Origin of the sequence: Pseudoflavonifractor sp. An44 (genome assembly GCF_002161675.1) — a bacterium.
GTDB lineage: Bacteria > Bacillota > Clostridia > Oscillospirales > Oscillospiraceae > Enterenecus > Enterenecus faecium.
Genome location: NZ_NFIH01000002.1, coordinates 1 through 13,539 on the forward strand (window position 1 = coordinate 1; position 13,539 = coordinate 13,539).

The 13,539-nt window shown below is 58.2% G+C and carries 15 protein-coding genes and 2 tRNA genes; 5 read left to right on the forward strand and 12 right to left on the reverse strand.

Annotated features, from left to right (window positions below; translation table 11 throughout):
• Nucleotides 1–116: 116 nt before the first annotated feature.
• The 3 genes from yhbY (at nt 117) to rsfS (ending at nt 2,068) form a co-directional block, all read left to right on the forward strand.
• On the forward strand, nt 117–422 hold the full coding sequence (gene yhbY, locus B5F98_RS01000; RefSeq protein ID WP_087229713.1) for a ribosome assembly RNA-binding protein YhbY: 306 nt from the start codon (nt 117–119) through the stop codon (nt 420–422).
• Nucleotides 423–473: 51 nt separating this feature from the next.
• Nucleotides 474–1,655, forward strand: coding sequence for a bis(5'-nucleosyl)-tetraphosphatase (symmetrical) YqeK (gene yqeK, locus B5F98_RS01005; protein ID WP_087369253.1), 1,182 nt, complete (start codon nt 474–476; stop codon nt 1,653–1,655).
• A 62-nt stretch (nt 1,656–1,717) separates the two neighbouring features.
• Nucleotides 1,718–2,068 carry a ribosome silencing factor gene (gene rsfS / locus B5F98_RS01010; RefSeq protein ID WP_087369254.1) on the forward strand — a complete coding sequence of 117 codons (351 nt, stop codon included), beginning with the start codon at nt 1,718–1,720 and terminating at the stop codon, nt 2,066–2,068.
• A 65-nt stretch (nt 2,069–2,133) separates the two neighbouring features.
• Here the strand turns inward: rsfS and rbr are convergent, their stop codons facing one another.
• Complete coding sequence (rbr, locus tag B5F98_RS01015; protein ID WP_087229723.1) at nt 2,134–2,667, reverse strand: rubrerythrin; 534 nt, start codon at nt 2,665–2,667, stop codon at nt 2,134–2,136.
• A gap of 144 nt (nt 2,668–2,811) precedes the next feature.
• On the opposite strand from rbr, the gene B5F98_RS01020 reads away from it, so the two are divergent.
• Nucleotides 2,812–3,195 carry a YtxH domain-containing protein gene (locus tag B5F98_RS01020; RefSeq protein WP_087369255.1) on the forward strand — a complete coding sequence of 128 codons (384 nt, stop codon included), beginning with the start codon at nt 2,812–2,814 and terminating at the stop codon, nt 3,193–3,195.
• Between the two features lie 44 nt (nt 3,196–3,239).
• Here the strand turns inward: B5F98_RS01020 and B5F98_RS01025 are convergent, their stop codons facing one another.
• The 5 genes from B5F98_RS01025 to B5F98_RS01045 are packed head-to-tail and all read right to left on the reverse strand — an operon-like array spanning nt 3,240 to nt 8,338.
• Entirely contained in the window at nt 3,240–4,394 is a 1,155-nt protein-coding gene (locus tag B5F98_RS01025) for a bifunctional histidine phosphatase family protein/GNAT family N-acetyltransferase (protein ID WP_087369256.1), read from the reverse strand.
• A 31-nt stretch (nt 4,395–4,425) separates the two neighbouring features.
• Nucleotides 4,426–5,343: a dihydroorotate dehydrogenase gene (locus B5F98_RS01030; protein WP_087369257.1), complete on the reverse strand. Its 918-nt coding sequence runs from the start codon at nt 5,341–5,343 to the stop codon at nt 4,426–4,428.
• Nucleotides 5,336–6,106, reverse strand: coding sequence for a dihydroorotate dehydrogenase electron transfer subunit (locus B5F98_RS01035; RefSeq protein ID WP_087369258.1), 771 nt, complete (start codon nt 6,104–6,106; stop codon nt 5,336–5,338). Before B5F98_RS01035 ends, B5F98_RS01030 begins: the two co-directional genes overlap by 8 nt.
• Nucleotides 6,107–6,129: 23 nt before the next feature.
• Nucleotides 6,130–7,053, reverse strand: coding sequence for an orotidine-5'-phosphate decarboxylase (pyrF, locus tag B5F98_RS01040; RefSeq protein ID WP_087369259.1), 924 nt, complete (start codon nt 7,051–7,053; stop codon nt 6,130–6,132).
• Nucleotides 7,043–8,338: a dihydroorotase gene (locus B5F98_RS01045; protein WP_087229743.1), complete on the reverse strand. Its 1,296-nt coding sequence runs from the start codon at nt 8,336–8,338 to the stop codon at nt 7,043–7,045. Before B5F98_RS01045 ends, pyrF begins: the two co-directional genes overlap by 11 nt.
• A gap of 571 nt (nt 8,339–8,909) precedes the next feature.
• Between B5F98_RS01045 and B5F98_RS01050 the strand changes: the two genes are divergently transcribed.
• On the forward strand, nt 8,910–10,091 hold the full coding sequence (locus B5F98_RS01050) for an IS110 family transposase (protein ID WP_158099742.1): 1,182 nt from the start codon (nt 8,910–8,912) through the stop codon (nt 10,089–10,091).
• Nucleotides 10,092–10,095: 4 nt separating this feature from the next.
• Here the strand turns inward: B5F98_RS01050 and B5F98_RS01055 are convergent, their stop codons facing one another.
• From B5F98_RS01055 to B5F98_RS01080, 6 genes are all read right to left on the reverse strand, one after another.
• On the reverse strand, nt 10,096–10,344 hold the full coding sequence (locus tag B5F98_RS01055) for an ASCH domain-containing protein (RefSeq protein WP_087369261.1): 249 nt from the start codon (nt 10,342–10,344) through the stop codon (nt 10,096–10,098).
• A 70-nt stretch (nt 10,345–10,414) separates the two neighbouring features.
• Nucleotides 10,415–10,491 (reverse strand) — tRNA-Arg (locus B5F98_RS01060).
• A 14-nt stretch (nt 10,492–10,505) separates the two neighbouring features.
• Nucleotides 10,506–10,581 (reverse strand) — tRNA-Thr (locus tag B5F98_RS01065).
• 435 nt (nt 10,582–11,016) lie between these two features.
• The gene (locus B5F98_RS01070) at nt 11,017–11,757 is read right to left on the reverse strand and encodes an SH3 domain-containing protein (protein ID WP_087229749.1); all 741 of its coding nucleotides are present in this window, start codon (nt 11,755–11,757) and stop codon (nt 11,017–11,019) included.
• A gap of 102 nt (nt 11,758–11,859) precedes the next feature.
• On the reverse strand, nt 11,860–12,717 hold the full coding sequence (rsmA, locus tag B5F98_RS01075; protein ID WP_087369262.1) for a 16S rRNA (adenine(1518)-N(6)/adenine(1519)-N(6))-dimethyltransferase RsmA: 858 nt from the start codon (nt 12,715–12,717) through the stop codon (nt 11,860–11,862).
• Nucleotides 12,708–13,523, reverse strand: a complete 816-nt coding sequence (locus B5F98_RS01080; protein ID WP_087369263.1) for a hypothetical protein — start codon at nt 13,521–13,523, stop codon at nt 12,708–12,710. The genes rsmA and B5F98_RS01080 overlap by 10 nt, the downstream gene beginning before the upstream one ends.
• Between the last annotated feature and the right edge of the window lie 16 nt (nt 13,524–13,539).

Below are 13,539 nucleotides of genomic sequence, written 5' to 3' on the forward strand. Positions count from 1 at the left end.
TAGTGTGCCTGCTTCCTCAAGCCTATTCTAACAAATTACGACTGGCTGCGTTAGAGGTACCGGGTTTCATATTCCTTTGGTGCCTTGGAGCGCAGCGGAAAGGAATGGTCATAAATATGGATTTGACAAGCAAGCAACGGGCCCAGCTGCGTGGGCTGGCCAACAACATCGACACCATCCTGCACATCGGCAAGGACGGCATTGGAGACAACCTCATCCGCCAGGCCGACGACGCCTTGGAGGCCCGGGAGCTCATCAAGGGCAAGGTGCTGGAAAACTCCATGCTCTCCGCCCGGGAGGGCGCCGAGGAGCTGGCTCGTGCCACCCGCAGCCAAGTGGTGCAGGTCATCGGCACCAAGTTTGTGCTGTACCGGGAAACCCACAGCAAGGAGAAGGACAAGCGCATCAAATTGGTCAAGTAAACTCCGGTTGACATAGAGATCATTCAAATGGGAAAGGAATGTGATGGGAAGATGAGAATCGGCATTTACGGCGGAAGCTTCAATCCCCCGCATCTGGGCCACATGGCCGCAGCCCGGGCTGCCATAGACAGCCTGAACCTGGACCGGCTGGTGTTGGTGCCCAACAGTCAACCTCCCCATAAGCAGCTGCCCCCCGGCAGCCCTACCCCGCAGCAGCGCATGGCCATGACCGCAATGACAGCGGACCAGCTGGGTCCCAAGGCAGAGGTATGGGACGTGGAGCTCAGACGGGAGGGAAAGAGCTATACCGTGGACACCCTGGAGCAGGCAGTGGAGCGGTGGCCAGAGGATGAGCTGTGGCTGCTTATGGGCTCGGACATGTTCCTCTCCCTGGAGGACTGGCATCTTCCCCAGCGTATCATGGAACTGGCGGGCATCTGTGCCTTTGCCCGCACCCGGGAGGATATGGACCGCTGCCATACCCATTGTGCAACCCTGACCCAGCGCTATAACGCCCGAGTTCAGGTGATTGAGATTCCCGATTTGCGGGAGGTCTCCTCCACCCAGATTCGCAGCCAGCTGCCCCAGGGTGAGGGGATGCAACACCTCTCCCAGCAGGTATACGGCTATATCCTGCGGGAGCACCTCTATCACACCCATGCCAATCTGGCCCAACTGTCGGTGGAGGAACTGCGGTGCGTGTCCAACTCCATGGTCAAGGCCAAGCGCCTGGCCCACATCAAGGGGACCGAGGAGGAGGCGGTGCAGCTGGCACGCCGCTGGGGCGCTGATGTGGACCAGATGCGCCGGGCGGGGATTCTCCACGACTGCACCAAGTATTTCCCCCTGGAGCAGCACCTGGCCATCTGTGACCGGTATGGGTTCCCCTTGGACGAGATGGAGCGCAGATCGGAAAAGCTGCTTCACTCCAAGAGCGGGGCTGCTCTGGCGGAGCATGTCTTTGGGCAGGAGCAGGCTGTGGTCCAGGCCATCTCGTATCACACCACCGGGCGGGCCAACATGACCCTGGAAGAGATGATTCTCTACATGGCCGACTATATTGAGCCCAACCGGGCCTTTGAGGGCGTGGAGGAGATGCGAGAGCTGGCATACCGGGACTTGAAGGCGGCTATGCTCATGGGCGTGGAGATGTCCATGGAGGACATGCGGGAGCGCAACCAGCCCATTCACTGCAATACCCTGGAGGCCTACAACTGGCTGAAAGAAACTTGAGAACCGGACACCCCTGAGGGGTGTCTGTGAAAGGAGAAATATCATTGTTAACTTCAAAGGAAATGATCGCACTGGCCGTTCGGGCCCTGGACGCCAAGAAGGGCAAGGACATTAAGGTGCTCTACACCGCCGACCAGACCACCCTGGCCGATTACTTTGTCATCTGCACCGGCACCTCCAACACCCAGGTCAAGGCTCTGTCCGACGCTGTGGAGGACGCCATGACCAAGGCAGGGGAGGAACCCCACCACGTGGAGGGGCACCGGGGCGGCCAGTGGACTCTGCTGGACTACTCCGCCATTGTGGTGCACGTGTTCACCGAGGAGGCCCGGGAGTTCTACGCGCTGGAGCGCCTGTGGTCCGACGCCACCCCCGTGGACCTGGACGAGTATCTCATCAAGCCGGAAGCTTGATGTTACGGACAAAAAATTCCCCTGTGCTGCAAAGCACAGGGGAATTTTTGTAATTGACGGATCAATTAGTAGTTCATGCAGCGGCGCTCAAAGTAGGCCTGGGGATGAGCGCACACGGGGCAGACCTGGGGAGCATCGTTGCCCACGTGGACGTGGCCGCAGTTGCGGCAGATCCACACGGTCTGCTCACCGGCGGAGAAGACCATGTCGTTCTCCAGGTTGGCCAGCAGCTTCAGGTAGCGCTCCTCGTGCTCCTTCTCGATGACGGCGACCCCTTCGAACAGAGCGGCGATGCGGTCGAAGCCCTCCTCACGGGCGGTCTCGGCCATCTCCTTATACATGGTCACCCACTCGTAGTTCTCACCCTCGGCGGCAGCCTTCAGGTTTTCACGGGTGTTACCAATGCCGCCCAGCTCCTTGAACCAGATCTTGGCGTGCTCCTTCTCGTTGTTGGCAGTCTCGGTAAACAGAGCGGAGATCTGCTCATAACCCTCCTTCTTAGCCTTGCTGGCGAAGTAGGTGTATTTGTTGCGTGCCTGGCTCTCACCGGCAAATGCTGCCCACAGATTGGCCTCAGTCTTGCTTCCCTTGAGTTCCATATTGTTACCTCCTTTAAGTGACGCTCATAGGATGAGCTTTTCCTCATGATACTACACAGATAGCTGGGAAGCAAGAAAAAATTTCTTAATTATTTTTCAATTTTTATCCCATACTTCTAGTATCACGAAAAGGAGTGTGAGGATATGAAACGCAGACTTTCTGTTTTCTTGTTGGTGGTAATGGCCACGTTTGTATTTGCCGGATGTTCGTCCAACGATCCGGTGAAAACCACGCCTGAGGCGGTGCCTGCCACCCAGGTGCCCAACGACGCCGATCAGGGGGGCGGAGCCGGGGGAACCAACGATGAAAACAACGACGGCACACCGGATTCCACCCCGGACCCGGATGAGCGGGTGGAAGACGGCCTGGACGACATCAAGCAGGACGTGGAGAACGGGGTAGACGACGTGAAAGACGACGTGGAGCAGGGCGTGGATGACGTGAAACGGGGCATTGACGATGCCGCCGACAAGGCCCAAGATGAGATGAACCGCATGAAAGACGAGGCCAGCGAGTCCATGAAATAAAACAAGCAGCTGCCAGGGGGTTGCCTTGGCAGCTGCTTTCTGTCTTATTGATAGCTGATGTACTTTTCCATGGTGTCCAGCACGCCGGTGCCTCCGGGCTCTTCGCCAATCTTATGGAAGTCATGGCGGAGGTAGAAGGACTTGGCCCGCTGGTTCTCCGGGGCGCAGCGGAGTAGAAGACGCTTGCGGCCCAACTTTCGGTAGCAGGAGATGGCCTGGCCCAACATCTGTACCCCCAGGCCCTTGGAACGGTAGGGGGGGAGCATACAGAAGAAGGGAATGCGGCCTACGCCTTCTTCCGCCTGCTGCTGCCAGTCCATTTGCAAAATCCCGGCGGGCTCGTCGCCCAGCAGAGCCACCAGAACACTCTCCGGGGCGTACTCGGAATTTTTCTTCATCACGTCCAGGAAGGCGGCGCCGTCAAAGTGGTCCATGGTGCCGTGGCTGGTCATCCAGGCCTCTTCCCGAGCCTGCTGATACAGGGTCTCCTCTTTGGGCAGCTGCAAGGGGCGGAACCGTAGACTGTTGTGCCGCATGGCATCCAGCATGTCGGACCCAGAGTTGTCCTTGGGGTGGATGCGGTTGGCCAGATCACCCAGGTGGCTGTTGTCGTTGTAGTAGCAGATGTTCACCTGGTCGTTCTGGAACTGGAGCTTGGCCACACAGGTGTTGTCACCCAGAGGCATATAGCCCATCTCCTCCACAGGGACGCCCAGCCAGCCGGAGATTCCGGCCCGGATGGCGCTGCCGTGGGAGAATACCGCCACCGTCTGATCGGGGTGGGAGGCGGCAATGCTGGTGATGGCGCACATCATGCGCTCCTGGACGCCGGGGAAGGTCTCGCTGCCATCCACGTGCCACTGGGGATCGCAGAGGAGGAACTGGCGGAGGCTCTCCGGCTCGGCGTGGAGAATCTCGCCCCAGCTGTGGTCTTCCCAGCAGCCGGCCCCCACTTCCCGCAGGTCCGCGTCCACACACAGCGGCAAGCCCCGGGACAGACAGATGGCCTTGGAGGTCTCCATGGTGCGGGTCAGGTCGCTGGAGTAGACGGCGTCCACGTGGACGTTTTCAAAACGCTTGGCGAGGGCCTGAACCTGACGGTAGCCCAGGGGAGTGAGCAGGCCATCGTACCAGCCGTGACAACGGCGGTACAGATTGCCCTCCGCCTGGGCATGACGGATGAGATAAATTGTGGTCATGTTGGTTGTTCTCTCTTCTCTCGTCAGGAAATTACCAGGGGCGCACGCCGCCAGTGAGTTGGGTAATGGACTCCAGACCCTGAGCCTGGGCCAGCTCCTTCAGACCGTCCCGTACCTTCACAGGGGTGTAGGGGTCAGCAAAACAGGCGGTGCCCACCGCCACAGCGGAGGCGCCGGCCAGCATCAGCTGGGCGGCATCGTCGGCCTTGGACACGCCGCCCATACCCAGAATGGGCAGGTTCACAGCCTGGGCCACTTCCCAGACCATGCGCACGGCCACGGGGAGCACGGCGGGGCCGGACAGACCACCGGTGTTCATTTTCAGAATGGGACGGCGGGTGTTGATGTCAATGCGCATGCCACGCAGGGTGTTGATGAGGGAGAGGGCGTCGGCCCCAGCGTCTGCCACAGCCCGAGCGATCTCAGTGATGTCGGTGACATTGGGGGAGAGCTTCACCATCACGGGGACGGTGGAGTGGGACTTGGCCATGTGGGTGACCTCGGCGGCCAGCTCGGGCTTGGTGCCGTAAGCCAACCCGCCGGCCTTGACGTTGGGGCAGGAGATGTTCACCTCGATCATATCTACGCCAGCGGCAGACAGCTTCTCGCACATCTCGCCGTACTCCTCGGGGGTGTTGCCCGAGATGTTGGCGATGACCTTCACGTCATACTGACGCAGGAAAGGCAGCTCTTCGGCGATAAAGGCGTCTACGCCGGGGTTTTGCAGGCCCACGGAGTTGAGGATACCCATGGGAGTCTCTGCAATGCGGGGGGCGGGATTGCCCTCCCGGCGCTGGGCAGTAAGGCCCTTGACACAGATGCCACCCAGCTCGGACAGATCGTAGAACTGGCCGTACTCCCGGCCGAAGCCGAAGGTACCGGAGGCCACAACCACGGGGTTTTTCAGTTCCACACCGGCCAAATTGACCTTCATGCAGGGTTCAGTCATCCCAGGACACCTCCTTGGAGTCAAATACAGGTCCGTCTTTACACACGTGCTTCTGGTGTCCGTCCGCGCTCTTACAGGCGCAGACCAGGCAGGCACCCACGCCGCAGCCCATACGCTCCTCCATGGAGACCTGGCAGGGTACGCCCATGGCCTCAGCCACCTTGGCTACCGAGCGGAGCATGGGCTTGGGGCCGCAGGCCAGTACGGCGGTGTAGTCGGAATTGCGCTCCAGCTCCTCTCGCACCAGGGCGTCCACAAAACCGTGGTGGCCCATGGAGCCGTCGTCGGTGGCCACGCGCACCTGGCCGCAGCAGGTGGCAAACTCCTCCACCAGCATGGCGTTGGCCTGGGAGCGGAAGCCCAGAATGGCGGTATTGTTTGCCCCGGCGTGCTTGGCACAACCCAGCATGGGGGGTACACCGATGCCGCCGCCCACCAGCAGGTAGCGGCCCTGGGGCTCCATCTGGAAGCCGTGGCCCAGGGGGCCCAGCACATCCAGCTCTTCTCCCACCTGGCGCTGAGCCAGCCAGCGGGTGCCCTCACCCCGGGCCTCAAAGACCATGCGGATAAGGTCTCCTTCCACAGACCAGCTGCAAATGGAGATGGGGCGGCGCAGCAGCAGGCCTTCCCCACAGCGCACGTGGACAAACTGTCCGGGACGGGTGATCTGGGCGGCCATGCCGTGGCTCTGGAAGGTCATGGACACACCACCGGAGGGGAGGTGTACGGCCTCCACGATGGTGCAGCGTTGTTCTACAGTCATATCTCTTCTCTCCCTCTCTTGGCTTAGCGCACGGTGATGTATTCCTTCAGCTCGTCCCGCATCTTCTCAGCGGCGGCACGGGCGGCCTCCTGGTAGTCCAGACCGTTGTTGTCGGTCTTTTTCCAGGCGCACATGATGGAGCGGGAGGCGTTGATGATGGCGCCGCGGCCCAGCTCGTCAAAGGCGTTGCGCACGTCCTCGGCAGTGCCGCCCTGAGCGCCGTAGCCGGGGACCAGGAAGAAAGTTTTGGGCAGACGGCGGCGCAGTTCCTTGAGCACGGAGGGGTGGGTGGCGCCCACCACAGCGCCCAGAGCCTGATAGCCGCAGGTACCCTCGGTGTCCTTGCCCCAGCGCTCGATGAGGTCACCCATGACGGTGTACACCACACGGTCACCGGCCACCATGTCCTGGAGCTCCACAGAGGAGGGATTGGAGGTCTTGGCCAGCACGAAGGCGGACTTGTTGCGGGCCACGCACTCCTTGAGGAAGGGCTTGATGGCGTCAGAGCCCATGTAGCCGTTGAGGGTTACACAGTCGGCGTCGAAGGCGGAGAGGTTGGCGCTGCCCACCTGGGTGGTGCCCAGCCAGCCCTCGGCGTAGGCGGTGGCGGTGGTGCCGATGTCGCCCCGCTTGATGTCGGCGATGACGTACAGACCCTTGCTCTTGGCGTAGGCCATCACGTCCTCCATCACCTTCATGCCACGCCAGCCCAGCATCTCGAAATAGGCGGCCTGGGGCTTGACGGCGGGGACCACGTCACAGAGGGCGTCAATGAGACCGCAGTCGAACTCGGCCACTGCCTCGGCGGCGGCTTCCAGGGTCTCGCCCAGACGGTCGGTGTGCTTTTTCAGAATGTGAGGGGGAATGTACTCCACGCGGGCATCCAGACCGGCCACGGTGGGATTGGCTTTCTCACGGATCTTTTCCTGCAAAACATCAAATGACATCTCTTTCATCCTCCTGATAAATGATCTGACCCATCGAAATGGTATATTTCACTTTGCCTTTCAGCTGGAAACCGTGGAAGGGGGTGTTGCGGCCCTTGGATGCGAAGGTGTCCCGGTTCACCGTCCAGACCTGGTCGGGGTCGAAGAGCACCAAATCCGCAGGACGGCCCTCCTGGAGGGTGCCGCCGGGCAGCCGGAGCAGGGAGGCGGGGGTGGTGCTCATGCGGTCAATCACCTTCATCAGGGACATGTGGCCGGCGTGATAGAGGTAGGTGAGGGCGAGGCCCAGAGAGGTCTCCAGACCCACCATGCCGCTGGGGGCTTTCTCCAGGGGCTGGGCCTTTTCCCAGGCGCAGTGGGGGGCGTGGTCGGTGACAATGGCGTCAATGGTGCCGTCCTTCAAACCCTCCAGAATGGCGGCCCGATCGGCTGCCGTTCTCAGCGGGGGATTGACTCGGGCCATGGTGCCCTGGCGCAGCACCTCTTCCTCGGTGAGAATGAAGTACTGGGGGCAGGTCTCACAGGTGACGGCCACACCCTCCGCCTTGGCCCGGCGGATGATGTTCACAGTGCCAGCGGTGGAGATGTGGCAGATGTGCACCCGGGCTCCCGTTTCCTTGGCCAGCATCACATCCCGCATCACCTGCAATTCCTCGGCGATGGCGGGGCGGCCGGGGAGGCCCAACTGGCGGGAGACTACACCCTCGTTGACGGCGTAGTTGCGTACCATGTCCTTATCTTCGCAGTGGTCCAGAATGGGCAGACCCAAGGTGCGGGCCTGCTGCATGGCCTGGCGCAGCAGAGCCAGGTTCTGGACGGGTACGCCGTCGTCGGTGAAGGCGGGTACGCCCGCTTTCCAAAGGGCCTGGAAGTCGGTGAGAGCTTCGCCCTTCTGGCCCTGGGTGACAGCGCCAGCGGGATAGACGTGGATACCCGTGTGGGCGGCCTTCTCCTTCACCAGGGCGACCACTTCGGGGCAGTCGGTAGCAGGGCGGGTGTTGGGCATGGCCACCAGGGTGGTCACGCCGCCACGGGCGGCGGCAGCGCACCCGGTGGCAATGGTCTCTTTATCTTCCTGGCCGGGCTCTCGCAGGTGGACGTGGAGGTCCACCAGACCGGGGGCAACCACCAGACCGCTGGCGTCCAGCGTGGAGCAGTGCTCCTCGGGGGTGGTCAGGGATTCGCCCACAGCGGAAATCCGTCCGTTGTCAATCAATATATCACAGATTTGATTCAGGCCGGTGGAGGGGTCAACCACATGTCCACCTTTCACCAGTAATTTCAAATTTCTCACTCCTCGTGTTACTTCTACTTATATATTCGGCCTATTATACACGAAATAGCAGCAAGATGCAATTCGTAATTGCAAAAAAGTATGCCATCAATCCCAAAAAAGTGAAGTGAAACACAGGGTGAAACAGGGCGGGACTGCCAAGATGAGGTACGAAAACGACAAAAAAGGCATCTGAAAAAACAGATGCCTTTGCAAAGAGCTTGCCATTGAGCTTCGAGAACTTACAGTGGCTTGAACTTGATTACCACACAGCCGTATGTTTCTTCCTTCTCCTTGGACCACCAGCCCCGATAGGTGTCTTGAACCAGTTGTTCCACCGTAATTCCTTGTATAATTAAGTGGTAGAGAAAAAGGTGAATAAGTGATGTATACTCAAAGCAAGCGTTGTGGAGTGGTTCTAATCCCTTACAGCTGCTTGCAGACTGGTTGACTGAGGCTACAACCACAACGTCTTGCTTAAGAGTTAATGAGTTGGATAACGCATGGACGTTTTATATCGAGCAAGGTTACTCGGCAAGACGCATGTGGATCACAGCGCAAATCACGAAACGAGGTATACATCATGATTTATGTTGGAATTGACGTTGCATCAGAAAAACATGACTGCTGTATTCTAAGTGAACAGAACAAGAAATTGGAGAGTTTTTCATTTCCAAACACCAAAGCCGGATTTGCTTTGTTGCTCCGTGTGTGTAAAAAGTACGCTGACCAGGGACAAACAAAGATCGGGTTGGAAAGCACCGGCATTTATGGTGACAATCTGTGTGCATTTCTCAGGCGTAATGGATATGAAATTCGCACCTTCAATCCTCTGCTCATTAAAAAGAGCATTCAAGCAACCACTCTAAGAAAAACAAAAACAGATCAGTCCGATGCCTGTTTCCTGGCATCTTACCTTGCACGGGAGCTTCCAGAACCCGATCCGCAGGTATCATACCACATTTCGGAGTTGAAGTCACTAACCAGAGCAAGATTTTCTGCTGTAAGAGAACGTTCTAAGGCAAAAGCGAAATTGAAAGCGCTTCTTATCTGTGTATTTCCAGAATTCCACACAGCATTCAGCAATGTATTTGGAACAGCGGCCATTGCAATCCTACGCAAATATCCTTCTGCCCAAAAACTTGCCACCGCCAGGAAGAGCACAGTTTCCAAAATCCTCTACGAAGCATCCAGACATCGTTTAGGCGATGAAAAGGCGGCTATGTTAATGGAATTGGCCAAGCACTCTGTTGGTTGCCACTCAGAGACAAAGACGTTGGAGATTCAATACTATCTCGATCAGATAGAATTGAACACCGCTTATATTCGTCGCTATGAAGCATCTATTCAGAACATCATGAATCAAATCAATTCTCCAATTACGACCATTCCAGGGATTGGATTTGTACTTGGTGCCATGATTCTGGCAGAACTAGGGGACATTGGACGGTTTGCAGCCCCTGAGAAAGTCCTTGCTTTTGCAGGGCTGGAGCCCAGCGTGTACCAGTCTGGTAAGTATACACCAGCATCCGGCACGATGGTAAAGAGGGGCTCTCCTTATTTGCGCTGGGCACTCCTCATGGCTGCGAGAAGCACAATCGTAAACAATCCAAATTTCGCTACCTATTATCAAAAGAAAGTCTCTGAAGGCAAGCACTACAATGTCATTTGTTCTCATGTTGCAAAAAAATTGGTGAGAACGATCTTCGCTCTTTTGAAAAAGAACACTGCTTATTCACTTCATTATTCACTTAATGCTGCTTGACTTGTTATAGTTGGTCTCGGTCTGCAAAATCCTCTTCCCAGAAATCCTGATAGCAGGTTTTGAAGTCTCCATAAATGTGCAGGCTTTCCACCAGTACGGTGACCCGTTTGTTGGACTCCGTGTTATAAAATGTGATGGTGTCTCCGGGGCGGATGTTTTGCCGTTTCTCATCATATAAACGGTACTCCCGACGCTTTTGCCCGGATTTGACGGTTTCAAAATTTTCGGGGTACAGCCCCATTTCGTGATTCATATGATCCACCTTCACCTTCTGAATGGGATGAAAAAACAAGAATCTCGAATGCAAACGCATTCGAGATTCTTGGTACGGCTGGAGGGATTCGAACCCCCGACCTTTTGGTTCGTAGCCAAACACTCTATCCAGCTGAGCTACAGCCGCGTATGAAAAGCTTTTGGAGCTGGTGACGTGACTTGAACACGCGACCTGCTGATTACGAATCAGCTGCTCTACCAACTGAGCTACACCAGCATTCCTGTCGTGCCTTCGTGGCAGAGGCGAGGCTCAAAAGCTTGATTATCTTACCACGGGGATGGGCATTTGTCAACCCTATTTTTCAAAATTCCCAGAGATGATTTTCCGGTGTCGTGAAAAACAAAAAAGTTGCCTCCTCCATCGTGGGCGAGATGGAGGAGGCATGGTTTTCAAAAGAGAGAGGGAGGAGTTGTCATTTCTGACACTGTTAGGATACCACATCCCAGATTGTGTGAGTGGATATTCTTTGAAGTTTTTTTGAAGAAATTGTGAATAAGCCCTCACACCCGATCCTGGGGTAATTTGGGTATGGAATTATGGGGCTGGGATGCCAGGGTTTGCAGGAGAAACCAGGCGGGCATGGCGTGGTCAGAGTGGTCCAGCTGTATCCAGACGTGTTCGGGCGGGATGCAAACCTCAGGGGCGAGGGGCTCAAACCAAGGTGATGAAATCTGCGCTTGCATATCCTTCTGTCCCGTCAAAGGAGACCAGGTACCAGTCCTGCCACTGGTTGAGGATGGTCAAGATGGCCCCGTCATAGGCCTTGGCAATGACGGGGGCGGACAGGGAGGGGCGGGAACGGATGTTCAGGTGCCCCCAACTCACGTCCACCACCCCCTGACGAGGGGCGTTAGGTGCCAGGAAGGGAATTTGGAAGTATTCCGCCAGGGCCTGGACGATGGTCCGGGCGATGAGGTCCAGATTGGTCTGTACCCACACGGCGTCATCCAGGTTGTCATGGTAGCCCAGCTCCAAAAAGACGGAGGGGGCCCGGGTGAGCCGCACCTCTCCGATGGTTCGAGTGGGCTCCACCCGCACTTTGTCCGGTAAGGGGTAGATCTCCCGCAGATGGTCGGCCATAATGGTGGCGGCTTTGGTACCCTGGACGCTGCCCGGGTAGTGGAACACCAGGACACCTCGGTTCTGGCCATATTCTCCCTCTGGAGAGGCGTTGGAGTGCAGCGCCAGGTGCAGGTCGTAGTTTCCTGCGTTGGAGGCCCGGATGGAGGACGCAGCCGTCATATCCGGGGTGTTTCGGCTGTATCGAATCCCGGTGGCCTCCAGGTATGGAATCATGGCATCGGCAAGGCGGTTCATCCACTCCTCTTCGCTGCCGCCGTTGACGTATAAGTTATTCTCCTGGGTGGAGGGAGATAGATAAATGATAGGCATGATGTTACCTCCTTCATCCCAGTGTATGCCCCAAAGGGCAAAGTGACAGCCCTTCCCAGGGAAAAGGCCGGGAAGGGCTGAATATTACAGAAGGGCTGAATATTACATATGAGCGTATAGGGTGTGGGCCAGACGGGAGAACTCCTCCAGGTCCAGCTGCTCGCCACGGACCGTCTCTGTAAATCCGCACTCGGTCAGCACGTTTCGCAGCTGCTCTTTGGACAGCTGGCTGCCGTAGGCCGAGGACAGAGCGTTAAGAAGGGTCTTTCTCCGCTGGGCGAAGGCAGCCCGGATGACGGAGAACAACTGCTTGGGGGGACAGTCCACCGGGGGAGTGTCCCGCAGGGTCATGCCGATCACCGCAGAAGTCACCTTGGGGGCGGGGAGGAAGCACTGGGCGGGAACTTCAAAGAGGTACTCGCACACGGCGTGGTACTGACAGAACAGGGAGAAGGCCCCGAAGTCGGAGGTGCCGGGCTGGGCACAGATGCGCTTGGCTACCTCTCGCTGAATCATCACCGTGACCCGGCGGAAACAGCCGCTCTCCAGCAGCAGGGTGATGACGGGGGTGGTGATGTTGTAGGGCAGATTGGCGCAGGCCATGGGGGTGAGCCCCTGAAACTTCTCCTCTACCAGTTGGGGGATGTTCAGCTTCATCACGTCGCCGGGGACGATCTCCACATTGTCATAGCCGCCCACGGTCTCCTCCAAAATGGGGAGCAGGGAGCGGTCCAGCTCCACTGACACCACTTTGCCCGCCTGTTGGGCCAGCTGGACGGTGAGGGGGCCGATGCCGGGACCAATCTCCAGCACGCCGCAGCTCTCATCCAGCTGGGCGCTGTGGGCGATGTCCCGGGGCACCCAGTCCTCAATGAGAAAGTTCTGGCCCATGGACTTGGAAAAGTGAAATCCATGGCGGGCCAGCAGGGCCTTAATATCAGAAAGATTGGTCAAATCCATGATGTGTTCTCCTTTGCCAGCAGGGCTGTGCCGATGGCGGTGGCGCAATCGGCATGGGGCGCGATGACATAGTTGGGGGCGTAGAATTGGGTGAAGACTTGGAAGCGGGCCTTGGCCTGGGGGAGCTTGGTCAGAGCCCCCAGCAGCACCACGTCAGACACCTGGTGGGCCCCGCAGGCCAGCATGGCCATGGTGCCGGTGCACTCCAAAACCAAGTTTAACAGCCCGGCAGACCAGTCTGCCCGGGTGGAGTCGGGGGAGGCCTTGGCCAGATTGGAGGAGGTGAGGCTGGGGTCTAGAGTCTCCGAGCCCTCAAATAGGTCTCCAATACGCAGATCCACCTGCCCCAAATCGCCCTCATTGGCCAGCTGAAACAGCTCATCCGGGGTGTGGACCCCTAGAAGGCCTCGCCCCAGGCCCATGAGGGTGCCGCCCCCAATGCCTGTGCCGCCCAGGTGGGTGTAAGCGCCGTTGCGGGCCAGAACAAAGGTGGTGCCCGTGCCCATGTTCACCACCAGGGCATCGTCCTTCCCGGACAGAAAGCAGCCGCCGCAGCCGATGGCGTCCAGCTCGGACACGGTGCACAGGGGCAGGCCCAGGGCATCCGCTCCGCAGCGGGAGCCGTTGAGCCCGGTGACGGCCACATGGGTGATGGGAAGGGAGCGGATGCCGGAGCGCTCCAGGGCCTGCTGGAGGGTGTGAGCGCTGGTGCCGCAGTTGGATTGATAGTAGGTGGTACAGATGCGGTCTCCGTCCAGCACCGCCAGCTTCACGGCGCTGGTTCCGGCATCAATGCCCAAAATCATGGCAGGCACCTCCCTT